We start from the raw sequence: 21880 nt of genomic DNA, 5'->3' as shown, positions 1-21880 counted from the left end.
TTCGACGGTATGTAGAGCGGATTTGTCGAGTAATCAAGGAAACTCACTCATGGCTATCATTCATCAGCACCACGTGTCTCTTGTCCATAGTGCATCTTTCGCCACCCATGCCCCTGTTGTTGCCCATTGGCACCCTGCCAACCCTTATGCGGGGCGGTCCGACGCCGCGCTGGCGCAGGAGTTTGACAAAAATTTCGATGCATTCAGGCCAGCAGGCTCGCCCTATGCGACACAGGGGGAAATTTGTCAGGTCGCGGGGCGCCCCCTGACGGGCGATTCACAGCAAGACAACCTGACAATGTTGGCCAGGGAAGTGCTCAAGCGTGACCAGGTGATGAACCAACTGGATACGGTGGATGTTGCAGGTCGGGACGGCATTATTGGCCGGTGGAATCCGGACATGGCCGCCAATAAGTTATCGGCCTCGTCTCCACAATGCTTTGCGCCAACGCCTGGATCCTGGCTTCTTAAACCCGCTATTGCTGCGAGCCTGATTGTTTATTAGGGGATGACAGGCAGGCGTGATTCGGGATAAGGCGCGAATCCCATGTTCAACAACATGAAAATTTTGACAGCGGCGCCATGGGCCACTGAAATCAATCCCCGTTGATCGTATGCTAGTGGCCTTTGTTACCTGTCCGGATGGTTCATGTCTTCTGTCGTCGATGGGCTGCCCCTCAATAAACGCCTGCCTGCCGTGATCGCGATCTCCCTGGGGATCGGCATGGCGACCCTGGACACGGCCATCGTCAACACGGCATTGCCGACCCTGGCCGAAGGGATTGGCACCGATTCCGCCTCGGTGATCTGGGTGGTCAATGCCTACCAGCTGGCGATTATCGCCACGGTGCTGCCGTTTGCGTCCCTCAGCGATGTGCTCGGGCACCGCCGCGTGTATCTCGGCGGGTTGCTGCTGTTTATCGTCTCGTCGCTGTTTTGCGGGCTGGCCGGCTCGCTGGTGACCCTGACTGCCGCCCGTGTGGTGCAGGGGCTGGGGGCGGCGGCGATCATGAGCGTCAATACGGCGTTGCTGCGGCATATCTACCCGTCAAAAATGCTCGGGCGTGGCCTGGGCTATAACTCGCTGGTGGTGGGGCTGGCGTTTACCCTGGGGCCCACGGCGGCGTCGGCGATTCTGTCGGTGGCGACCTGGCACTGGCTGTACCTGATCAATGTGCCGTTGGGGCTGTTGGCCCTGGGATTGGGCCTGCGTTCATTGCCGACCCTGCCGATGACTGGACATGCCTTTGACCGCCTCGCGGCCGCGCTGTGTGCCGGGTTGTTCGCCTTGCTGGTGCTGGGGCTGGGCACGGCGGTGCATGGTGCGCAGGGGGCGTTGACCCTGGGCTTGATTGCGGTGGCGCTGCTGTGTGGCGCGTTGCTGCTGCGTCGGCAGGCCGATCACCCGGCGCCGATGCTGGCCCTGGATCTGTTCAAACGCCCGGTGTTTGCCTTGTCTTCCCTGACGGCGATCTGCGCCTTCAGCGCCCAGGGCCTGGCCTTTGTGTCGCTGCCCTTTCTGTTGCAGGCGGTGCTGGGGCATAGCCAGGTGGAAACCGGGTTCCTGATGACACCGTGGCCGGCGGTCGTGGCGGTGATGGCGTTGGTCGCCGGGCGCCTGGCTGACCGTGTGTCCCTGGGCCTGCTGTGCGGTATCGGGCTGTTGATGTTGAGTGTGGGAATGGCCGCGTTGGCGACCTTGGGCCACGGCGCGTCGGCCTTCGATATTGGCTGGCGCATGGCGTTGTGCGGTGCCGGTTTCGGCTTCTTCCAGTCACCTAACCTCAAGGCCTTGATGACCAGTGCGCCGTTGGCGCGCAGCGGCGGGGCCAGCGGCATCGTGGCGATTTCGCGGTTGCTGGGGCAGACGCTGGGGGCGTCGTTGGTGGCGCTGTGTTTCCACCTGTCCCTGGCCAATGGCCCGCTGTATGCGCTGTGGCTGGGTTGCGTGTTTGCGCTGGTGGGCGCCGTGGCCAGTGGCCTGCGTTTGCTGCCCTACGGGAAAAAGCCGTTGTAAAACCTGCGGTGGGAGGGCTACCGTGGCGACCTGAATATTTCGGAATGTTTCAGATTTATGTCCAGCCTGGCCCTCCGCACTGCCGATACCCATTCCCGCCGCGCTGCGTTGACCCTGGCCTTATGCCTGCCCAGTGACGTGTTGCTCTATCTGCTGCTGCCCATGGAGTCCCAGGCCTTCGGCATCACGCTCGCCCAGGCCGGGGTGTTGTTGGCGGCCAACCGGCTGGTGCGGATTTTCGGTTACCGGCACGTGTTGAATTTCTACGCGCGCAACGGCGATCGCCTGACCTGCATGATCGCCGCCGGTGCCGCAACGCTGTGCGCCCTGGGTAATTCGGTACTGTCGGGCTTTGCCGCGTTGTTGGGGCTGCGGCTGGTATGGGGCCTGTGTTTCGCTGCGTTGAACCTGTCGACCCAGGTATTGGCCACCTCCGAGCCGGAGGGCGCCGCGCGCCGGGCTGGGCGTTCGCGGGCCCTGATCGCCTGGGGGCCGATGCTGGCGTTACCGTTCGGTGGCTGGCTGACGCTGTGGGCCGGGCCGCGTCCGATCTTTGTGATCCTCGCCGGCTGTTGCCTGGTGGGGCTGTGGATGGCGCGCGGCCTGCCCAGCGCCGGGCATGATTTGCACAGCACCCCGGGGCGCCGTTTCAAGTGGCCCGACAGCGTGGCGCTGTGGTCGTTTATCGAAGGCGTGGCGCTGGACGGACTGTTTATTTTCGGCCTGTCGATCCAGGCGCAAAAGCTGCTCGGCGGTAATGCGGTGCTGATCGCCGGCGGCTTGATGGCCCTGCGTTATGTCTCGGAAATGCTCCTGAGCCCCCTGGGAGGCCACGCCGCCCAGCGCTTTGGCGCGACCTCGATGTTGTTACTGTTTTCGTTCCTGAGTGCCTTGGCCCTGACGGCGTTCGGCAGCTATTGGGTGATTGTCGGCGCGGCGGCGGTGTTGGTGCTGCGCGCGTTGCAACTGCCCCTGGTGACCACCCTGGTCGCCGAGCGCAACCCCGGTTCGCTGCGGGTGTCGGCCCTGGCGTCGAATGCGGTATGGCGTGACATCGGTGCGGGCCTCGGGCCACTGCTGGCAGGCCTGCTGTTGCCGGTGGCCTCGGCCCCCCTGGTGTTTGGCGTGGCGGGTGCGGCGATTGCGGTGAGTGCGTTGTTCTGCTGGCGCACCCGTGTGGCAGCAGACTGACTTACGTGCTTTTCAATCCTTCCAGCCAAGCGGGATCAAAGCGGGTTTGTTCGGTGTCGATCCCCAGTGCCTGCATCGTGTTCTTATGCGCGTCCATTTCGCCGACCAACTGCGCCTGGGCACTGGAGTTGGCGTCCAGGGCGTGCATCTGTGTCAGCCCCAGATGATAGAAGCGCAGCACCTTCATGGCCGTCGGATCATTCGCCTGCACACGCTCGGTGACGGTGTGCATCACGTTGGTCACGCGCATCAGCGTGCGCTTGAGCAGCCACCCATACACGGCCGGTGCCAGCCACGGTTGGGTGCGGAGCGGGCCGCGCAGCAGGGCGACCGTTATCAACACCCCGGCGAATACGCCACCGACATTGAAGCGGAAGTTGTCACCGCCGGGTTCGCCGAACAGCATCACCGCCAGGCTCGACAGCAGCATGGCCAGGGCCATGAACAGCACGGCCACGATCAGCGTGCTGCGGCGCGTCTGTTGGCGGTAGGTGACGGGGTCGCAGGGTTTGAGCTCGAACATCCGGTCCAGGTCTCCAGGGCGGGTAGGGGGAGGGCATCTTCTCATGGTCGGCGGTCAGTAGTGGGGCAATCAAGTTGAACCATGATCTGGGGCAGTTTCTCTAAACCGGTGTAGTCCCTTTGAGGTCAACCACCATGCCCGAATACAAGCAGCCACCGCCCGGTACACCCGACCCTGATCGCACACCCGGCGAAGAGGAGCGCGACAACGATGCCTTGCGCCCCAATGACCCGAAAGAGCGTGACGCCCAGGATGACGTGGAGCGCGTCGAAGAAGACCTGGAAAACCTCCACGACAAAGCTCGCCCGCTATAACAGGAGACCATGATGAACAAGCGCTCGGATGGACCGCCCTCCAATGAACACGCCAGCGGCAAGGATGAGCTGGGATTTGATCCGGACTCGCCCGATGTGGCTGATCCGCAGGTTGATCCCATCGGTCCGGCCATTGCCCCGCTGGATAAAAAGGCCAAGGACGACGGGAAAAAAAAGCCGCCCTACGATCCGTTGGGCGACTTGAAGAAATGAGCTGGGCCCCGCCAATGAGCGGGGCTTTTTATTTATCTGGGCGGCATCCAGGTGACGTTGGTAATGCCGTACTTCTCGGCCCATGGGCGCGTGGTTTTTTTCACCTGCTCATGGCCAACCCGGCCGATACGACTGACATGCGCTATGTCGGCGTCAACGGCTGCCCAGTGCCAGGCCTCGGCGTTGTTCATCACTTCGGCACGCACCACAAAGGACTTTGGTTGACCGTGCAGTTGGTAGTGGATGGTGTAGATTTTTGCGGTACTCATGTTGCCTCCCTGTCTTGTTATAGATGGATAGGGAACGGTTTAAAAAGGTTCACTCAAAATGACAATCTGCATGCTTGCGCGGCATAGTGACGCATTCCTCCCGCGCCCAAGGATCGCGCCATGACCCTCCTGAACCACAGCCGCCTGTACCTGCAACGTCTGGGTTACGACTCGCCACCACCGCCCACCCTGCAGACCCTGCGAGATTTGCAACTGGGTCATGTGTGCACCTTCGCCTTCGAAAGCCTGTCGACCCTGCTGCGCCTGCCGGTGCCGATCGACTTGCCCAGCGTCGAGCAGAAAGTCCTGTTCGATGGACGGGGTGGGTATTGCTATGAGTTGAACCAGATGTTCCTGGCGCTGTTGCAGGAACTGGGGTTCGAGGCGCGCGGCATTACCGGGCGGGTGGTGATGGGCGGGCCGCCGGATGCACGTACGGCGCGTACCCATCGCCTGAGCCTGGTGACATTGGACGGTGTGCGCTACATCACCGACGTCGGCTTTGGTGGCATGGTGCCCAGCAGTCCGTTGCAGTTGGACACGCAAGCCGTACAGGCCACGGCCCATGAGCCGTATCGCCTGACACTCAATGAGCAGGAGGGCAGCTACACCTTGTGGGCCGAGGTCGCGGGGGAGTGGCGTGGCTTGTATGTGTTCGACCTGCAAGTGCAGGCAGACATCGACTACGAAATCGGTAACTGGTACGTCTCGACCCACCCGGCCTCGCCGTTCTTGGGCCAATTGAAAGTCGCACGCCTGGCAGCGGGCGAACGCCACACCTTGAACAACGCCCACTATGGGATTCACTACCTGGATCGGCCGAGTGACAAGCGTGTGATCCAGAGCGCCGACGAGCTGCTGGACGTACTGGATACTACCTTTGGGATTCGCGTGCCGGTTCACCCTCAGTTTGATTCAACCCTTGATGGCTTGGTAAGGGCTGCACGCCAGGAGTATTGATCTAGAGCCATCGCTGAACCGTTTTACCTCCAGGTGGGGGCAAATTTTTTCGAACCTTTGGTGCCAGCCTGGGTTCGAAGCGTTTCCTGAATAATTTGCCCACCAGACAAGGAGATGTAAACGATGTCCAAACTATTCGGAAACCTCCTCAAGCATTCCTCACTGCTGGCGCTGGTCGCCGCGCCAGCCGTGGTGTTTGCCGCACCGTCCACTGACCCGATTTCTACCTTTGGGATTCTGGGCAGCTACAACGACTTCAAGCTCGAAGGCGGTAGTGAAAGTGATAAGGACCACATGCCCGAAGCCGGTCTTTTCTACAACTTCGGCAACAAGCTCACCGCCGAGTCGGGCTTTATCTACCAGGCAGGTGTGGAAGCCAAGTACGGTAAAAAGAGTGATAACAAACTCAAGGAAGGCCAGGCCGACCTGGATCTCGGCTGGCGTGCCGCGCTGGACGCGCGCAACTTCGTCGACGTGATCGTTGGCGGCGGTTACAGCTGGACCCGCTATGAGCTGGACTCGAACGACTACGACATGGAGCTCACCAACAAGTCGCCGTTCGCCAAGGCAGCCCTGGGCTACAACCATCAGTTCGATGACATGACGCTGCGTTTCGAAGCCGGTGCACGTCGCACCATTGATGGTCGTACCAAGCTCAAGGTGGACGGCGTGGGCAGCGACACCGTAGACCTCAAGGACCGCACTAACCCGTATGCGGAAGTCAGCCTGCTGATGAACCAGAAGGGCGACCTGCCAGTGATGGCGGGCCTTTACTACACCCGCACCGAATACAAGCTCGACGGTGATTCCGAAGTGGCCGATAACACTCGGCTCAAGCGGGATGAGTACGGGGTCAAGGTCGGTATCGCGTTCTGACGCGGTTGCAATGTAAAACGCCCCGAACATTCGGGGCGTTTTTTTTGGGCTGTTGCAGGTCAGCCCAGAACGCAAAAACGGCGCCCTGGGGCGCCGTTTCTGTTGGTTCACATACCGCTAAGGGATCAAACCCCCAGCACCGCGTGCTGCACCAGGGTGAGCAACGGTTGTGGGTACACGCCGAGGAAGAAGGCGAGCAGGGCGATGGCCAGCAGCATCACGCCACCGGCTTTCTGTTCCCAGTGCAGCTCGGCATCCACACGGCGCAGGTTTGGCTCGATCAGGTACAGGGTGACCATCACGCGCAGGTAGTAGAACACGCCGATGGCACTGCCCAGCACCAGGGACGCAACCAGCCACCACTCGTGGGCTTCGACACCGGTAGCCACAATGTAGAACTTGCCGATAAAGCCTGCGGTCAGCGGGATACCGGCCAGGGACAGCATCATCACGGTCAGTACGGCGGTCAGGTACGGACGGCGCCAGAACAGGCCGCGGTATTCGTACAGGGCGTCGGCGTCCCGGCCCTTGTAAGGCGAGGACATCAGGGTGATCACGCCGAACGCGCCGAGGCTGGTGATCACGTAGGTGACCAGGTACACGCCGATGGCTTCCACGGCCAGCCCTTTGCTCGCCACCAGGGCGATCAGCAGGTAGCCGAAGTGGGCGATGGACGAGTAACCCAGCAGACGCTTGAGGTTGTTCTGGGTCAGGGCCAGCAGGTTACCGAACAGGATCGACGCGATGGCGATCACGGTCAGCACGTTGCTCAGCACGCCGGTGTTGGCGGCAGGCGAGATCTGGAACAGACGCACCATCACCGCAAACACAGCGACCTTGGACGCTGTCGCCAGGAACGCCGCCACCGGCGCCGGGGCGCCTTCGTACACGTCCGGGGTCCACAGGTGGAACGGCACCAGCGACAGCTTGAACGCCAGGCCGATCAGCATCATCGCCAGGCCCAGTTGGGCAATCGGCGCGGGGCTGTTGGTGGCGGCCAGGGCGTGACCGATACCGGTGAAGCTCAGGCTGCCGGCTTCGGCGTAGAGCAGGGCCATGCCGAACAACAGGAACGCGGAACCGGCGGCCGACAGCACCATGTACTTGATGCCGGCTTCCAGGGAGCGCTTGTTGAAGAAGGCGTAGGCCACCAGGCCGTAGGTCGGGATCGACAGCAGTTCCAGGCCGATGAACAAGCCGGCCAGGTGCTGCGCGCTGACCAGCACGATACCGCCGGCCGCAGCCAGCAGGATCAGCAGGTACAGCTCTTCGCGGTTGCCCGGGTAGCCGGTGCCGCCTTCGCCGAGGTAGGCGTGGGCGAGGGTGACGCAGGCGAGGGTGGCGACGAGGATCAGCGCGATATACAGCAGCGCGAAGTCATCGACCATCATCAGCGGAGTCACCGCCAGTGGCGCGACCTTGAGTGCCGGGATAATCGACAGCAGGGCCAGGTTCAGACCGGCGCAGGACAGCAGGAACGTTTGTGAGTGATTGCGGCGCCAGGCGATCGCCAGCATCACCACCACGATGGTGAGGCTGGTGATCAGCAGCGGCGCAAGCGCGATAAAGTGTTGGATCGTGAATTCCATAGCGCTCTTACCGGGCCGAAGCGAGTTGAGAGAAGGCGGTGCCGAACCACTGCTGCACGCCATGCATCGTCGCGGCAGAAGTGTCCAGGAACGGTTGCGGGTACACGCCGATATAGATCAGCAATACCGCAAGGCCGAGCACCATGATCAGTTCGCGAGCATCCATCCCCTTGAGGACGGTGTCGGACTTGGCCGGGCCGAAGTAGGCGCGGTGGATCATGATCAGCGAGTAGACCGAACCGAATACCAGGCCGGACGTAGCAATGGCGCTGATCCACGGCGTTTGCACGAAGGCACCCATCAGGATCAGGAACTCGCCGATGAAGTTACCGGTACCCGGCAAGCCCAGGGAGGCGGCGGCGAAGAACAGGCTGATCGCCGGCAGGTACGCAATGCGCGACCACACGCCGCCCATCTCACGCATGTCACGGGTGTGCAGGCGCTCGTACAACTGGCCACTCAGGATAAACAGTGCGGCGGCCGAGACACCGTGGGCCAGCATCTGGATCACTGCACCTTGCAACGCCAGCTGGCTGCCGGAGTAGATGCCGATCAGTACGAAGCCCATGTGGGAAACGGACGAGAAGGCAATCAGACGCTTGATGTCGGTTTGCGCGAATGCCAGGAACGCACCGTAGAAGATCCCGATCAGGCCGAGGGTCATGGCAATCGGTGCGAACTCGGCCGAGGCGTTCGGGAACAGCGGCAGGGCGAAACGCAGCAGGCCGTAGGCCGCCGTCTTCAGCAGGATACCGGCCAGGTCCACGGAACCGGCGGTCGGCGCCTGGGCGTGAGCGTCAGGCAGCCAGGAGTGGAACGGCACCACCGGCAGCTTCACCGCGAAGGCGATGAAGAAGCCCAGCATCAGGATGTACTCGGTGGTCAGGGACATCTTGGTTTTCAACAGGTCGGCGTAGTTGAAGGTAATCACGCCCGTCGAGTTGAAGTTGACCAGTACCAGGCCCAGGATCGCCACCAACATGATCAGGCCGGAAGCCTGGGTGAAGATGAAGAACTTGGTCGCCGCGTAGATCCGGGTTTTCTTGCCGTCCGAAGAACTGTGACCCCAGAGCGCGATGAGGAAGTACATCGGCACCAGCATCATTTCCCAGAAGAAGAAGAACATGAACAGGTCGAGGGCGAGGAACACGCCGACAACGCCGCCCAGGATCCACATCAGGTTCAGGTGGAAGAAGCCCACGTGACGCTGGATCTCTTTCCAGGAGCAGAGTACCGAGAGGATACCCAGCAGGCCGGTCAGCAGGATCATCAACAGCGACAGGCCGTCGAGGGCCAGGTGCACGTTGATGCCGAAGCGCTGGATCCACACGTGCTTGAATTCAAGCGCGAACGTCGGATCGACACCCGGTGCCGGAGCGAATGAATAGTCGCCATGGGCCCACAGCCAGAGGCCGAGTGCGAGTTCCAGGGACATGGTCAGCAACGCAATCCAGCGGGGGAGGGTGGCGCCGAAGCGTTCACCCATCCAGCAGAGCAGGCCGCCGATAAAGGGGATCAGGATTAGCCAGGGCAGAATCATGACGGGCTCGTTTCCTTTCGCAAGTTCGCAAAGTTCATATCAGACCGCTACCACAACGATGGCGCCGATCACCAGCACGGCGCCGGCCGCCATGGAAGCCGCATACCAACGCAACTGGCCGGTCTCGGTACGGCTCAGGGCGGTGTGACCGCCTTTGGCCGCGCGCGGGATCAAACCGATGGTCTGGTCGAGCGGGTCTTTACGCAGTACATGACTGATGGCCAGGTAGGGCTTGACGAACAGTTTGTCGTAGAGCCAGTCGAAGCCCCAGGCCGCGAACCACCAGGCCGAGAGGAAACGGCCGATGCCACTGTTGGCCACGGCGGTCACGAAGCGACGCTTGCCGAGGAACAGCAGGGCCGCCAGCAGGATACCGGCGATGGCAATGGCGCCCGAGGCGATTTCCAGGCTGTGCTTGGCGGCGCCGCCGGCATGACCGGCGCTTTCCGGCAGCACACCGGCCAGTGGCGGGGTGATCAGCGCGCCGATGAAGGTCGACAGGATGATCAGCACCGACAGTGGCAGCCAGTGGGAGATGCCATGGCCTGCGTGGGCTTCGGTCTTGGCTTCACCGTGGAAGGTGATGAAGATCAGGCGGAAGGTGTACAGCGAGGTCATGAACGCACCCACCAGGCCTGCGTACAGCAGGTTCTGGTTACCGCTGGCAAAGGCTTCCCAGAGGATTTCGTCCTTGGAGTAGAAACCGGCGGTCACCAGCGGCAGGGCGGCCAGGGCGGCACCACCGACGATGAAGCTGGCGTAGGCCAGTGGCAGTTTCTTCCACAGGCCGCCCATCTTGAAGATGTTCTGCTCGTGGTGGCAGGCCACGATCACCGCACCGGAGGCCAGGAACAGCAGGGCCTTGAAGAAGGCGTGGGTCATCAGGTGGAAGATCGCCGCGTCCCAGGCGCCGACGCCCAGGGCCAGGAACATATAGCCGATCTGGCTCATGGTCGAGTAGGCGAGGATCCGCTTGATGTCGGTCTGCACCAGCGCGGCGAAGCCGGCCAGTACCAGGGTCACGCCGCCGACGATGCCCACCAGGTGCAGGATGTCCGGCGCCAGGGTGAACAGGCCGTGGGTACGGGCGATCAGGTAGACACCGGCGGTCACCATGGTTGCGGCGTGGATCAGTGCCGACACCGGGGTAGGACCGGCCATCGCATCCGCCAGCCAGGTCTGCAGCGGCAGTTGCGCGGATTTACCCACGGCGCCGCCCAGCAGCATCAGGGTCGCCAGGGTGATCCAGAAGTCGCCGACCTGGAATTTCTGCGGTGCCAGCACCAGCAGTTCCTGGATGTTCAGCGTGCCCACCTGTTGGAACAGGATGAACAGGCCGATGGCCATGAACACGTCGCCGATGCGGGTGACGATAAATGCCTTGAGTGCCGCGTTACCGTTGTTGCGGTTGCTGTAGTAGAAACCGATCAACAGGTACGAGCACAGGCCTACGCCTTCCCAACCGAAGTACAGGAACAACAGGTTATCGCCGAGCACCAGGAACAGCATGCTGGCGATGAACAGGTTGGTGTACGAGAAGAAGCGCGAGTAGCCCGCTTCACCGCGCATGTACCAGGACGCGAACAGGTGGATCAGGAAGCCCACGCCCACCACCACGCCAAGCATGGTGATCGACAGGCCGTCGACGTAGAGGGCGAAGTTGGGCTTGAAGCCCTCCACCGACATCCACTGCCACAGCACCAGGGTGTAGTGGCCGCCTTCCGGCGGTGCCACGTTGAATTGCCAGATGACGTAGGCGGCAACGATGGCCGACAGGCCAATGGAGCCCACACCGATCAGGGCCGAAAGGTTTTCCGACCAGCGTCCGCGAGAGAACGACAGCAGCAGGAAACCGATCAGGGGAAATACGAAAGTCAGAAAGATCATGTTCATCCGCGCATCTCACTGGCAGCGTCGATATCAAGCGTGTGGAAGCGACGATACAGTTGCAGCAGGATCGCCAGGCCGATACTGGCCTCGGCGGCTGCCAGGCTGATCACCAGGATGAACATGACTTGTCCATCCGGCTGGCCCCAACGTGCACCTGCAACGATGAACGCCAGTGCCGCAGCGTTCATCATGATTTCCAGGCTCATCAACACGAACAGAATGTTACGGCGAACCATCAGGCCGACCAGGCCAAGGCAGAACAGGATGCCGGCGACCGCCAGACCATGCTCCAAAGGGATAGCAGGCATCGTCATTGCTCCTTGGCTTCGTTGCGGCCCAAGTGGAAGGCAGTGATGGCTGCGGCGAGCAGCAGCATCGAAGCCAGTTCGACCACCAGCAGGTACGGGCCGAACAGGCTGATGCCCACGGCTTTCGCGTCCACGGTGGTATGGCCGATGGCCTGGCCGCTCTGGTGAGCGAACAGCACATACAGCAGTTCACCCAGCAGCAGCGCTGCGAGGACAACCGGGCCGAGCCAGATGCCGGGCTTGAGCCAGACGCGTTCCTGGGCGACCGAGGCCGGCCCGAGGTTGAGCATCATCACCACAAACACGAACAGCACCATGATGGCGCCGGCGTAGGCGATCACTTCCAGCACACCGGCGAACGGTGCGCCGAGGCTGAAGAAGGTCATGGCCACGGCGATCAGCGAAATGATCAGGTAGAGCAGGGCGTGCACGGGGTTGGTGTTGGTGATCACGCGAAGCGTGGACACAACCGCGATACCCGATGCGAAATAGAAAGCGAATTCCATCTTTCTTCCTTAAGGCAGCAAGCTCTTCACGTTGATCGGCTCGGCTTCGTTTTGTGCGGCGCCTTTCGGCTTACCGGCAACGGCCATACCTGCAACACGATAGAAGTTGTAATCAGGGTTTTTACCGGGACCAGAGATCAAAAGATCTTCTTTCTCGTACACCAGGTCCTGACGTTTGAACTCGGCCATCTCGAAATCCGGTGTGAGCTGGATCGCGGTGGTCGGGCAAGCTTCCTCGCAGAGGCCGCAGAAAATGCAGCGCGAGAAGTTGATGCGGAAGAAGTCCGGGTACCAGCGACCGTCTTCGGTTTCAGCTTTCTGCAGGGAGATGCAACCCACCGGGCACGCCACGGCGCACAGGTTGCAGGCCACGCAACGCTCTTCGCCATCGGGGTCGCGGGTCAGTACGATGCGGCCGCGATAGCGCGGCGGCAGGTACACCGCTTCTTCCGGGTATTGCAGGGTGTCGCGTTTACGGAAGCCGTGACCGAAGACCATCACCAGGCTTCGCAACTGGGTACCGGTACCCTTAACGATGTCGCCAATATATTTGAACATGGGTCAAATCCTCACTGAACCGCGCCCGCTGGCGTGTTCAACAACACAACGGCAGCAGTCACCAGCAAATTGATCAGGGTCAGCGGCAGGCAGAAGCGCCAGCTGAAATCCATCACCTGGTCGTATCGTGGACGCGGAATGGAAGCGCGCAGCAGGATAAACAGCATGATGAAGAACGCGGTCTTCAGGAAGAACCAGAAGAACGCCAGCTGCGGCAGGATGCCGAACGGACCGTGCCAGCCGCCGAAGAACAGCGTGACCAGCAGGGCCGAGATCAAGATGATGCCGATGTATTCACCGACGAAGAACATGCCCCATTTCATGCCGGCGTATTCAATGTGGTAACCGTCAGCCAGTTCCTGTTCCGCTTCCGGTTGGTCGAACGGGTGACGGTGAGTCACGGCGACGCCGGCGATGAAGAAGGTACAGAAGCCGAAGAACTGCGGAATGATGAACCACAGGTTCTGCGCCTGGTACTCGACGATGTCGCGCATGTTGAACGAGCCGACCTGCACCACGATGCCCATCAGCGCGAGGCCCATGAACACTTCGTAGGACACGGTCTGGGCGGAGGCCCGCAAGCTGCCCAGCAGGGCGAACTTGTTGTTGCTCGACCAGCCGGCGAACAGCACCGCGTAGACCGACAGGCCGGCCATGGCGAAGAAGAACAGCAAGCCGATGTTCAGGTCCGCCACGCCCCAGGTCGGGGTGATCGGGATGATCGCGAAGGCGATCAGCAAGGCGCTCATGGCCACGACCGGTGCCAGGGTGAAGATCACCTTGTCGGCAAACGGCGGGGTCCAGTCTTCCTTGAAGAACATCTTCAGCATGTCGGCGGCGATCTGGAACATACCGAACGGGCCAACGCGGTTCGGACCGTAACGGTCCTGCCACCAGCCCAGCAGGCGACGTTCGACGAAGCTGAGCAGGGCGCCCGCGACCACCACGGCCAACAGGATCACGATGGCCTTGACGACCGAGATGATCACGTCGATCACTTCAGGGGTGAACCAGGTCATTGCGCTGCCTCCTGCAGACCGTCAACGGTTTTGCCGAAGATCGCCGGCGGGATGCCGGCGACGCCTTTAGGCAGGGCAACCAGGCCGGCACCCAGCTCTTCGTTGATACGCAGCGGCAGACGCAGGGTCTGGCCGGCCACGGTCACGCTGAGCAGGGCGCCGTCGTTGACGCCCAGGCGGTCGGCTTCGGACTTGGCCACGGACACATAGGCCACGGGAATGCGCTCTTGTACCGGTGCGGCCTTGGAAGAGGTTTCTTCGCTGCCGAACAGGTGGAAGAACGGCACAACCTGCCAGGTGCCCTGGGCCGGGTTGAACGGACGCGGGACCGCAGCGAACCAGTTCAGCGCGTCGCCCTGGGGTTCGATCAGGCGGGTGCCCGGGTCGCCGGCGCGGATATGCCCACCGACTTCGTCCTGGAACTTGTTCCAGGCCTGTGGCGAGTTCCAGCCCGGCGACCAGGCAAACGGCACCTGCTGACGTGGCTCGACCGAACCCGAGTAACCTTCCATGGAGAAGGCGAACGCGGTGTCGTTGTCTTGCGGCGTACGTGGTTCGTGCACGCTGATGTCGGCGCGCATGGCGGTACGACCGGAATAACGCAGCGGCTCACGGGCGAGCTTCATGCCCTTGATGCGGAACGCGGCGGACGGTGCGGCGTCGACGATACGCGCCAGCTGCGGCGCGCTCGCGGCGGCTGCGGCGGTGACATGGTCGAGCTGGGTCCAGTCGATCGGCTGGTTCAGCAGGGTCGCGCGCAGGGCATGCAGCCAGCGCCAGCCTTCGTGAACCAGGATGCTGGAGTCCATGTACTTCGGATCGAACACCTGGAAGAAGCGCTGGGCACGGCCTTCCTGGCTGACCAGAGTGCCGTCGCCTTCGGCGAAGGTGGCGGCTGGCAGTACCAGGTCGGCGCGATCGCTGGTGGCGGTCTTCTGGTGGTCGGCGACGATCAGGACCTTGGCGGCGTTCAGCGCAGCGTCAACCTTGGCGGCGTCGGTGCGGGTGTACAGGTCGTTTTCCAGCACCACGATCGCATCGGCAGTGCCGTCGATCACGGTTTGCAGGGCGGCGTCCAGGGACTCGCCACCGAGCATGGCCAGGCCGAGGCTGTTGGCTTCCGGCACCACCAGGCTGATGGAGCCGTTCTTGTCGCGCAGCTTCAAGGCCTTGGCGATGTTGGCGGCGGCTTCGATCAAGGCCTTGGAACCCAACGAGGTACCGGCAATGATCAATGGACGCTTGGCTGCCAGCAAGGCATCGGCAATGCGTTGGGCCAGTTCGGCGGCTTCAGTGTCCAGGCCTTCGACTGCCGGCGCGCTGGCGTCGAGGGCGTGGGCCACGGCGAAACCGATGCGGGCCAGGTCGTCCGGTGCAGCGTGGACGCATTCTTCGGCGATGTCGTCGAGCTTGGTTTCCGCCAGGCTGGCGATAAACAGCGGGTTCAGCGCGTGCTGGCCGATGTTTTTCACCGCAGCGTCGAGCCAAGGCTGGACGCGCATGGCGTCGGCCATGTCTTCGGCCTTGCCTTTGACCGACTGACGCAGGGACAGCGCGATACGCGCGGCGGTCTGGGTCAGGTCTTCACCGAGCACGAAGATGGCATCGTGGTCTTCGATGTCGCGCATGTTCGGCACCGGCAGCGGGCTGTCGTTCAGCACCTGCAGGACCAGGCGGATGCGCTCCAGCTCACCGGCTTCGATACCGGAGTAGAAGTGCTCGGCACCCACCAGCTCGCGCAACGCGTAGTTGCTTTCGAGGCTGGCGCGGGGCGAGCCGATACCGACGATGTTACGGCCGCGCAGGAGGTCGGCGGCTTTGTCCAGCGCCGCGTCCAGGCTCAGCTTGGCGCCATCGGCCAGCAGTGGCTGGCGTGGACGGTCTTCACGGTTGACGTAGCCATAGCCGAAACGACCACGGTCGCACAGGAAGTACTGGTTGACCGAACCGTTGAAGCGGTTTTCGATGCGACGCAGTTCGCCGTAGCGTTCGCCCGGGGAGATGTTGCAACCGCTCGAGCAGCCGTGGCAGATGCTCGGCGAGAACTGCATGTCCCACTTGCGGTTGTAGCGCTCGGAGTGGGTCTTGTCGGTGAACACACCGGTCGGGCAGACCTCGGTGAGGTTGCCGGAGAACTCGCTTTCGAGCACGCCGTCTTCAACACGGCCGAAGTACACGTTGTCGTGGGCGCCGAATACGCCGAGGTCGGTGCCGCCGGCGTAATCTTTATAGAAGCGTACGCAGCGGTAGCAGGCGATGCAGCGGTTCATTTCGTGGGAAATGAACGGGCCCAGTTGCTGGTTCTGGTGGGTACGCTTGGTGAAGCGATAACGGCGCTCGTTGTGGCCGGTCATCACCGTCATGTCTTGCAGGTGGCAGTGACCGCCTTCCTCACAGACCGGGCAGTCGTGGGGATGGTTGGTCATCAGCCATTCGACAACGCTGGCGCGGAACGCCTTGGATTCTTCATCGTCGATGGAGATCCAGGTGTTGTCGGTGGCTGGGGTCATGCAGGACATGACGATACGACCACGGGTGTCGTTTTCGTCGGTGTACTGCTTGACCGCACACTGGCGACAGGCACCGACGCTACCAAGCGCGGGGTGCCAGCAGAAATACGGGATGTCGAGGCCTAGTGACAGACACGCCTGTAACAGGTTGTCCGCCCCATCGACTTCGAGCGCTTTGCCGTCTACGTGGATAGTGGCCATGGTTCAAAGTTCTTCGTTGGCCCGTTGTCAGCGGGCGTGGCTAATGGAATCTTGTTATTCATGTGCATCTACACAGCCATGAAGGCGTCAGCACATGAGCAGGCGAAGGGCACGGACCCTTCGCCTTTTAAAGCGTTACGCGCCGACTACGATCGGCCTTGCCAGAGGCGGGACGGCGGCGCCGGTAGGCGCGATGCCGGCTTCGAACTCCGAGCGGAAGTATTTGATTGCGCTGCCCAATGGCTCCACGGCACCCGGTGCGTGAGCACAGAAGGTCTTGCCTGGGCCGAGGAAACCGACCAGGCCCAGCAGGGTCTCGATGTCACCCTCGCGGCCTTCGCCGTTTTCCAGGGCCATCAGCAGCTTGACGCTCCACGGCAGGCCGTCGCGGCATGGGGTGCAGAAGCCGCAGGATTCACGGGCAAAGAACTGCTCCATGTTGCGCAGCAGCGAGACCATGTTCACGGTGTTGTCCACCGCCATCGCCAGGCCGGTACCCATCCGGGTGCCCACCTTGCCGATGCCGCCGGCATACATTTGTGCGTCGAGGTGCTCGGGGAGCAGGAAACCGGTGCCGGCGCCGCCTGGCTGCCAGGCCTTGAGGGTGTAGCCGTCGCGCATGCCGCCGGCGTAGTCCTCGAACAGCTCGCGGGCGGTCACGCCGAATGGCAGTTCCCACAGGCCAGGGTTCTTGACCTTGCCGGAGAAGCCCATGAGCTTGGTGCCCATGTCTTCGCTGCCTTCGCGGGCCAACGATTTGTACCAGTCCACGCCGTCGGCGATGATCGCCGGCACGTTGCACAGGGTCTCGACGTTGTTCACGCAGGTCGGCTTGCCCCACACGCCCACGGCGGCAGGGAAGGGCGGCTTGGAGCGCGGGTTGGCGCGGCGGCCTTCGAGGGAGTTGATCAGTGCGGTTTCTTCACCGCAGATGTAACGCCCGGCGCCGGTGTGCACGAACAGTTCGAAGTCAAAGCCCGAACCGAGGATGTTCTTGCCCAGCAGGCCTGCGGCCTTGGCTTCTGCCACGGCACGGTTGAGGTGCTTGGCGGCGGTGGTGTATTCGCCGCGCAGGAAGATGTAGCCACGGTAGGTTTTCAGCGCGCGGGCGCTGATCAGCATGCCTTCGATCAGCAGATGGGGCAGTTGCTCCATCAGCATGCGGTCTTTCCAGGTGTTGGGTTCCATTTCGTCCGCGTTGCACAGCAGGTAGCGGATGTTGATGGATTCGTCTTTGGGCATCAGGCCCCACTTCACGCCCGTGGGGAAGCCTGCACCGCCGCGACCCTTGAGGCCGGCGTCCTTCACGGTCTGGACGATGTCGTCCTGGGCCATGTCGGCGAAGGCCTTGCGCGCAGCGGCGTAGCCGTTCTTGGCCTGGTACTCGTCAAGCCATACCGGCTCGCCGTCGTCACGCAAGCGCCAGGTCAGTGGGTGGGTCTCGGCCGAACGCTTGATCAGGTTGGCCGGGCCGAAGGAAGTCAGGGTCATGGGTAGCCCTCGAGCAATTGGGTCACGCCAGCAGGCTGCACGTCACCGAATGTGTCGTCGTCGATCATCAACGCCGGCGCCTTGTCGCAGTTGCCCAGGCAGCACACCGGCAGCAGCGTGAAGCGGCCGTCCGGGGTGGTCTGGCCGAGGCCGATGCCCAGCTTGGCCTGGATCTCGCTGACCACCGACTCGTGGCCACCGATGTAGCAGACCATGCTGTCGCACACGCGAATGATGTGGCGGCCGACCGGCTGGCGGAAGATCTGGCTGTAGAACGTCGCCACGCCTTCAACGTCGCTGGCGGGGATGCCGAGGATCTCGCCGATGGCGTAGAGGGCGCCGTCCGGCACCCAGCCACGTTCCTTCTGGACGATCTTCAAGGCTTCGATCGACGCCGCGCGCGGGTCTTCGTAGTGATGCAGCTCGTGCTCGATGGCCGAGCGTTCGGTTTCACTCAAGGTGAAACGGTCTGTCTGGATAAGCGTGCTGTTCATGCTTAGCGGTCCACGTCGGCCATAACGAAATCGATACTACCCAGGTACGCAATCAAGTCCGCGACCATCTCGCCTTTGATCACCGAAGGGATCTGCTGCAAGTGGGCGAAGCTTGGGGTACGAATCCGGGTGCGGTAGCTCATGGTGCCGCCATCGCTCGTCAGGTAATAACTGTTGATACCCTTGGTCGCTTCGATCATCTGGAAGGATTCGTTGGCCGGCATTACCGGGCCCCACGAAACCTGCAGGAAGTGCGTGATCAGGGTTTCGATGTGCTGCAGCGTGCGCTCTTTCGGCGGCGGCGTGGTCAGCGGGTGGTCCGCCTTGTACGGGCCGGCCGGCATGTTGCGCATGCACTGCTCGATGATCTTCAGGCTCTGGCGCATTTCTTCGACGCGCACGATGCAACGGTCGTAGGCATCGCCATTGGCCGCCAGCGGGACTTCGAACTCGAAGTTCTCGTAGCCGGAATAAGGGCGCGCTTTACGCAGGTCGAAGTCGCAACCGGTCGAACGCAGGCCGGCACCGGTGACACCCCATTCCAGGGCTTCCTTGGTGTTGTACTGGGCGACGCCGATGGTACGGCCCTTGAGGATGCTGTTATCCAACGCAGCCTTCTGGTACTCGTCCAGGCGCTTGGGCATCCAGTCGATGAATTCCTTGACCAGGCGTTCCCAGCCATTCGGCAGGTCGTGGGCGACGCCGCCGATGCGGTACCAGGCCGGGTGCAGGCGGAAACCGGTGATGGCTTCGATGACCTTGTAGGCGCGCTGACGGTCGGTGAAGGTGAAGAACACCGGGGTCATGGCGCCGACGTCCTGGATATAGGTACCCAGGAACAGCAGGTGGCTGGTGATCCGGAAGAACTCGGCCATCATGATGCGGATGGTGTCGACGCGGTCCGGGACCTTGATGCCGGCCAGCTTCTCGACCGAGAGCACGTACGGCAGGTTGTTCATCACGCCGCCGAGGTAGTCGATACGGTCGGTGTACGGGATGAAGCTGTGCCACGACTGACGCTCGGCCATCTTCTCGGCACCACGGTGGTGGTAGCCGATGTCCGGTACGCAGTCGACGATTTCTTCGCCGTCCAGTTGCAGGATGATGCGGAAGGCACCGTGGGCCGAAGGGTGGTTCGGGCCCAGGTTGAGGAACATGTAGTCCTCGTTGGTGCCGGAGCGCTTCATGCCCCAGTCTTCCGGACGGAAGCGCGCAGCCTCTTCTTCAAGCTGCTGCTTGGCGAGGTTGAGGCTGAACGGGTCGAATTCGGTGGCGCGGGCAGGGAAGTCCTTGCGCAGCGGGTGACCTTCCCATGTTGGCGGCATCATGATGCGCGTCAGGTGCGGGTGGCCCGGGAAGTCGATACCGAACATGTCCCAGACTTCGCGCTCGTACCAGCTGGCGTTCGGCCAGATACCGGTCACGGTCGGCACGCTCAGGTCGCTCTCGGACAGTGCGACCTTGATCATCACGTCGCTGTTACGTTCGATCGACAGCAGGTGATAGAACACGGTGAAATCGGCGCCGCTCGGCAGGCCCTGGCGCTTGGTGCGCAGGCGCTCGTCCACGCCATGCAGGTCATAGAGCATGACGTACGGCTTGGGCAGGTTGCGCAGGAAGGTCAGGACTTCGACGAGCCTGGCACGCGCCACCCACAGCACCGGCATACCGGTGCGTGTGGCCTGGGCGGTGAAGGCGTCAGGGCCAAAACGGTTATTGAGTTCGACGACCACATCCTGGTCGTCTGCCTTATAAGGCGGGATGTACAGAGCACTGCCTGTAGTCATGGTTTTTTATCGCTTTCGGTCAACGTAAAGAATGAAGCCAGGTTTTCGTTCTATAAAAGAAGCGGTGCTGGATCAGACTTCGTCGGGGCTGTGCAGGTTGGTGACTGCGATTCGCTGTTCGCGGCGCTGTTCCTTTTGCGACGGCATCTCGGCGCGGTACACGCCTTGATCGCCGACGACCCAGGAAAGCGGGCGACGCTCCTTGCCAATCGATTCCTGCAACAGCATCAAGCCTTGCAGGAATGCTTCGGGGCGGGGCGGGCAGCCAGGCACGTAGACGTCCACGGGCAGGAACTTGTCCACCCCCTGGACCACGGAGTAGATGTCGTACATGCCACCGGAGTTGGCGCACGAACCCATGGAGATAACCCACTTCGGCTCGAGCATTTGCTCGTAGAGACGCTGAATGATCGGCGCCATCTTGATAAAGCAGGTACCGGCGATAACCATGAAATCCGCCTGGCGCGGTGATGCCCGGATAACTTCGGCGCCAAAGCGCGCGATGTCGTGGGGCGCCGTGAAGGCGGTGGTCATTTCCACGTAGCAGCACGAAAGACCGAAGTTGTACGGCCACAGGGAGTTCTTACGTCCCCAGTTGACCGCGCCACTCAGCACGTCTTCCAGCTTGCCCATGTAGATGTTCTTGTGGACTTGGTCTTCTAACGGATCGGAAACGGTTTCCCGTTCGCCGATGGGGTACTGCTCGTTAGGAGCATCCGGGTCGATCCTGGTGAGATTGTATTGCATCGCCAAAGCCTCATTGTTTCAGCTTCGCTTGCCGCTTACGACGAGCTTCCGGAGCCCAGTCAAGGGCGCCCACTCGAAATAGGTAGACAAGGCCTGCCAACAGAATTGCTATGAAAACGAGGGCTTCGACGAATCCGGTCCAGCCGCTTTCGCGGACGGACACAGACCAGGCAAAGAGAAAGAGGGCTTCGATGTCGAAGATCACGAAGAGCATCGCGACCAGATAGAATTTGGCTGAGAGCCGCAAGCGGGCGCCACCTGTAGGCAGCATGCCGGATTCGAACGGTTCATTCTTGCTGCGGCCCCAGGCTTTTGACCCGAGGAGGCTGGACACACCGAGCATGAAGGCGCAAAGGCCGACAACACCGAGGAGGAAAATGGCAAAGCCCCAGTTGTGGGCCATGAGTCCTGTCGCTTCGGTCATGCTGGGAATCCTTAACAGAGAGCAAAGGTCTCTGAGCTCGAAAAAGTAACGATGCAGTGACGATATGTCGCACTGCAATCAATCGCGGTGATTTTATGGCTAAACACCGGGCAAGTAAAATTCCTAGGGCGAAATTATTCGATGGAATAAGCACATAGTGCACCTTCTTGGGGCTGTAGCCCTTGTGGGGCGGGCATTAGCGGGCATTTGATCAAATGTGTTTTGTTTAACCTGTAACGAAGTTTTTATGTTCTAAATGATAATGAATATTGTTTGCGTGGGGTTTAAGCGATTGTTTCTCATACAGCGGAGTAAGTTGCCGTTACTTGCCTGATTAGCGCGAGTTGTTGGAGCGGATCTTTTAACCGATTTATCTGCAGCAAATACCGCTCTGGATCAAGGTTTTGCACAAAATCTTCAGGCTGCAAGCGTTCCTCATGTGGGAGGGAGTTG

At 61.6% G+C, this 21880-nt stretch carries 22 protein-coding genes; 7 read left to right on the top strand and 15 right to left on the bottom strand.

Features of this window, described 5'->3' with window-relative positions; genetic code table 11:
* Positions 1–49: 49 nt before the first annotated feature.
* From BM416_RS16960 to BM416_RS16950, 3 genes are all read left to right on the top strand, one after another.
* Positions 50–505 carry a hypothetical protein gene (locus BM416_RS16960; protein WP_092357624.1) on the top strand — a complete coding sequence of 152 codons (456 nt, stop codon included), beginning with the start codon at positions 50–52 and terminating at the stop codon, positions 503–505.
* A gap of 144 nt (positions 506–649) precedes the next feature.
* The gene (locus BM416_RS16955; RefSeq protein WP_092488812.1) at positions 650–2017 is read left to right on the top strand and encodes an MFS transporter; all 1368 of its coding nucleotides are present in this window, start codon (positions 650–652) and stop codon (positions 2015–2017) included.
* A 57-nt stretch (positions 2018–2074) separates the two neighbouring features.
* Positions 2075–3208, top strand: coding sequence for an MFS transporter (locus tag BM416_RS16950; protein WP_065927057.1), 1134 nt, complete (start codon positions 2075–2077; stop codon positions 3206–3208).
* 1 nt (position 3209) lies between these two features.
* Here the strand turns inward: BM416_RS16950 and BM416_RS16945 are convergent, their stop codons facing one another.
* Positions 3210–3731: a DUF3087 domain-containing protein gene (locus tag BM416_RS16945; protein ID WP_092488811.1), complete on the bottom strand. Its 522-nt coding sequence runs from the start codon at positions 3729–3731 to the stop codon at positions 3210–3212.
* A 134-nt stretch (positions 3732–3865) separates the two neighbouring features.
* Between BM416_RS16945 and BM416_RS16940 the strand changes: the two genes are divergently transcribed.
* On the top strand, positions 3866–4045 hold the full coding sequence (locus BM416_RS16940) for a hypothetical protein (RefSeq protein WP_065940075.1): 180 nt from the start codon (positions 3866–3868) through the stop codon (positions 4043–4045).
* Between the two features lie 12 nt (positions 4046–4057).
* On the top strand, positions 4058–4258 hold the full coding sequence (locus tag BM416_RS16935; protein WP_027606319.1) for a DUF6021 family protein: 201 nt from the start codon (positions 4058–4060) through the stop codon (positions 4256–4258).
* 32 nt (positions 4259–4290) lie between these two features.
* Here BM416_RS16935 and BM416_RS16930 read toward each other — a convergent pair whose 3' ends face one another.
* Positions 4291–4527, bottom strand: a complete 237-nt coding sequence (locus BM416_RS16930; RefSeq protein WP_092488810.1) for a DUF6555 family protein — start codon at positions 4525–4527, stop codon at positions 4291–4293.
* A 120-nt stretch (positions 4528–4647) separates the two neighbouring features.
* Between BM416_RS16930 and BM416_RS16925 the strand changes: the two genes are divergently transcribed.
* Positions 4648–5487 (top strand): arylamine N-acetyltransferase family protein, encoded by an 840-nt coding sequence (locus BM416_RS16925; RefSeq protein WP_092488809.1) that lies wholly within the window; start codon positions 4648–4650, stop codon positions 5485–5487.
* 123 nt (positions 5488–5610) lie between these two features.
* Positions 5611–6363 (top strand): outer membrane beta-barrel protein, encoded by a 753-nt coding sequence (locus tag BM416_RS16920; protein WP_027606322.1) that lies wholly within the window; start codon positions 5611–5613, stop codon positions 6361–6363.
* A 125-nt stretch (positions 6364–6488) separates the two neighbouring features.
* Here BM416_RS16920 and nuoN read toward each other — a convergent pair whose 3' ends face one another.
* The 13 genes from nuoN to BM416_RS16855 form a co-directional block, all read right to left on the bottom strand.
* Complete coding sequence (nuoN, locus tag BM416_RS16915) at positions 6489–7952, bottom strand: NADH-quinone oxidoreductase subunit NuoN (protein WP_003174731.1); 1464 nt, start codon at positions 7950–7952, stop codon at positions 6489–6491.
* Positions 7953–7959: 7 nt separating this feature from the next.
* Positions 7960–9492, bottom strand: coding sequence for an NADH-quinone oxidoreductase subunit M (nuoM, locus tag BM416_RS16910; protein ID WP_017527174.1), 1533 nt, complete (start codon positions 9490–9492; stop codon positions 7960–7962).
* Between the two features lie 39 nt (positions 9493–9531).
* Positions 9532–11385 carry an NADH-quinone oxidoreductase subunit L gene (nuoL, locus tag BM416_RS16905; protein WP_065927062.1) on the bottom strand — a complete coding sequence of 618 codons (1854 nt, stop codon included), beginning with the start codon at positions 11383–11385 and terminating at the stop codon, positions 9532–9534.
* Positions 11382–11690, bottom strand: coding sequence for an NADH-quinone oxidoreductase subunit NuoK (nuoK, locus tag BM416_RS16900; protein WP_003174727.1), 309 nt, complete (start codon positions 11688–11690; stop codon positions 11382–11384). The genes nuoL and nuoK overlap by 4 nt, the downstream gene beginning before the upstream one ends.
* Positions 11691–11692: 2 nt before the next feature.
* Positions 11693–12196 carry an NADH-quinone oxidoreductase subunit J gene (nuoJ, locus tag BM416_RS16895; RefSeq protein ID WP_003174726.1) on the bottom strand — a complete coding sequence of 168 codons (504 nt, stop codon included), beginning with the start codon at positions 12194–12196 and terminating at the stop codon, positions 11693–11695.
* A gap of 9 nt (positions 12197–12205) precedes the next feature.
* Entirely contained in the window at positions 12206–12754 is a 549-nt protein-coding gene (gene nuoI, locus BM416_RS16890) for an NADH-quinone oxidoreductase subunit NuoI (RefSeq protein ID WP_003174725.1), read from the bottom strand.
* 11 nt (positions 12755–12765) lie between these two features.
* Complete coding sequence (nuoH, locus tag BM416_RS16885) at positions 12766–13773, bottom strand: NADH-quinone oxidoreductase subunit NuoH (protein WP_017137518.1); 1008 nt, start codon at positions 13771–13773, stop codon at positions 12766–12768.
* Entirely contained in the window at positions 13770–16484 is a 2715-nt protein-coding gene (gene nuoG / locus BM416_RS16880) for an NADH-quinone oxidoreductase subunit NuoG (RefSeq protein WP_092488808.1), read from the bottom strand. The genes nuoH and nuoG overlap by 4 nt, the downstream gene beginning before the upstream one ends.
* A 135-nt stretch (positions 16485–16619) precedes the next feature.
* Entirely contained in the window at positions 16620–17975 is a 1356-nt protein-coding gene (gene nuoF / locus BM416_RS16875; RefSeq protein ID WP_092488807.1) for an NADH-quinone oxidoreductase subunit NuoF, read from the bottom strand.
* Entirely contained in the window at positions 17972–18469 is a 498-nt protein-coding gene (gene nuoE / locus BM416_RS16870; RefSeq protein ID WP_010566874.1) for an NADH-quinone oxidoreductase subunit NuoE, read from the bottom strand. The genes nuoF and nuoE overlap by 4 nt, the downstream gene beginning before the upstream one ends.
* Positions 18470–18471: 2 nt before the next feature.
* The gene (gene nuoC, locus BM416_RS16865) at positions 18472–20256 is read right to left on the bottom strand and encodes an NADH-quinone oxidoreductase subunit C/D (protein ID WP_092488806.1); all 1785 of its coding nucleotides are present in this window, start codon (positions 20254–20256) and stop codon (positions 18472–18474) included.
* A gap of 72 nt (positions 20257–20328) precedes the next feature.
* The gene (locus BM416_RS16860) at positions 20329–21003 is read right to left on the bottom strand and encodes a NuoB/complex I 20 kDa subunit family protein (protein ID WP_092488805.1); all 675 of its coding nucleotides are present in this window, start codon (positions 21001–21003) and stop codon (positions 20329–20331) included.
* 10 nt (positions 21004–21013) lie between these two features.
* Positions 21014–21427: an NADH-quinone oxidoreductase subunit A gene (locus BM416_RS16855; protein ID WP_003219575.1), complete on the bottom strand. Its 414-nt coding sequence runs from the start codon at positions 21425–21427 to the stop codon at positions 21014–21016.
* Between the last annotated feature and the right edge of the window lie 453 nt (positions 21428–21880).

Origin of the sequence: Pseudomonas sp. NFACC42-2 (assembly GCF_900116055.1) — a bacterium.
GTDB lineage: Bacteria > Pseudomonadota > Gammaproteobacteria > Pseudomonadales > Pseudomonadaceae > Aquipseudomonas > Aquipseudomonas marginalis.
This window is presented reverse-complemented; position numbering and strand designations above follow the sequence as displayed.

What these genes read in the sequence shown, in the direction of transcription:
- BM416_RS16960 (WP_092357624.1), top strand. Translation starts at nt 50, where the DNA reads ATGGCTATCATTCATCAGCACCACGTGTCTCTTGTCCATAGTGCATCT.
- BM416_RS16955 (WP_092488812.1), top strand. Translation starts at nt 650, where the DNA reads ATGTCTTCTGTCGTCGATGGGCTGCCCCTCAATAAACGCCTGCCTGCC.
- BM416_RS16950 (WP_065927057.1), top strand. Translation starts at nt 2,075, where the DNA reads ATGTCCAGCCTGGCCCTCCGCACTGCCGATACCCATTCCCGCCGCGCT.
- BM416_RS16945 (WP_092488811.1), bottom strand. Translation starts at nt 3,731, where the DNA reads ATGTTCGAGCTCAAACCCTGCGACCCCGTCACCTACCGCCAACAGACG.
- BM416_RS16940 (WP_065940075.1), top strand. Translation starts at nt 3,866, where the DNA reads ATGCCCGAATACAAGCAGCCACCGCCCGGTACACCCGACCCTGATCGC.
- BM416_RS16935 (WP_027606319.1), top strand. Translation starts at nt 4,058, where the DNA reads ATGAACAAGCGCTCGGATGGACCGCCCTCCAATGAACACGCCAGCGGC.
- BM416_RS16930 (WP_092488810.1), bottom strand. Translation starts at nt 4,527, where the DNA reads ATGAGTACCGCAAAAATCTACACCATCCACTACCAACTGCACGGTCAA.
- BM416_RS16925 (WP_092488809.1), top strand. Translation starts at nt 4,648, where the DNA reads ATGACCCTCCTGAACCACAGCCGCCTGTACCTGCAACGTCTGGGTTAC.
- BM416_RS16920 (WP_027606322.1), top strand. Translation starts at nt 5,611, where the DNA reads ATGTCCAAACTATTCGGAAACCTCCTCAAGCATTCCTCACTGCTGGCG.
- nuoN (WP_003174731.1), bottom strand. Translation starts at nt 7,952, where the DNA reads ATGGAATTCACGATCCAACACTTTATCGCGCTTGCGCCGCTGCTGATC.
- nuoM (WP_017527174.1), bottom strand. Translation starts at nt 9,492, where the DNA reads ATGATTCTGCCCTGGCTAATCCTGATCCCCTTTATCGGCGGCCTGCTC.
- nuoL (WP_065927062.1), bottom strand. Translation starts at nt 11,385, where the DNA reads ATGAACATGATCTTTCTGACTTTCGTATTTCCCCTGATCGGTTTCCTG.
- nuoK (WP_003174727.1), bottom strand. Translation starts at nt 11,690, where the DNA reads ATGCCTGCTATCCCTTTGGAGCATGGTCTGGCGGTCGCCGGCATCCTG.
- nuoJ (WP_003174726.1), bottom strand. Translation starts at nt 12,196, where the DNA reads ATGGAATTCGCTTTCTATTTCGCATCGGGTATCGCGGTTGTGTCCACG.
- nuoI (WP_003174725.1), bottom strand. Translation starts at nt 12,754, where the DNA reads ATGTTCAAATATATTGGCGACATCGTTAAGGGTACCGGTACCCAGTTG.
- nuoH (WP_017137518.1), bottom strand. Translation starts at nt 13,773, where the DNA reads ATGACCTGGTTCACCCCTGAAGTGATCGACGTGATCATCTCGGTCGTC.
- nuoG (WP_092488808.1), bottom strand. Translation starts at nt 16,484, where the DNA reads ATGGCCACTATCCACGTAGACGGCAAAGCGCTCGAAGTCGATGGGGCG.
- nuoF (WP_092488807.1), bottom strand. Translation starts at nt 17,975, where the DNA reads ATGACCCTGACTTCCTTCGGCCCGGCCAACCTGATCAAGCGTTCGGCC.
- nuoE (WP_010566874.1), bottom strand. Translation starts at nt 18,469, where the DNA reads ATGAACAGCACGCTTATCCAGACAGACCGTTTCACCTTGAGTGAAACC.
- nuoC (WP_092488806.1), bottom strand. Translation starts at nt 20,256, where the DNA reads ATGACTACAGGCAGTGCTCTGTACATCCCGCCTTATAAGGCAGACGAC.
- BM416_RS16860 (WP_092488805.1), bottom strand. Translation starts at nt 21,003, where the DNA reads ATGCAATACAATCTCACCAGGATCGACCCGGATGCTCCTAACGAGCAG.
- BM416_RS16855 (WP_003219575.1), bottom strand. Translation starts at nt 21,427, where the DNA reads ATGACCGAAGCGACAGGACTCATGGCCCACAACTGGGGCTTTGCCATT.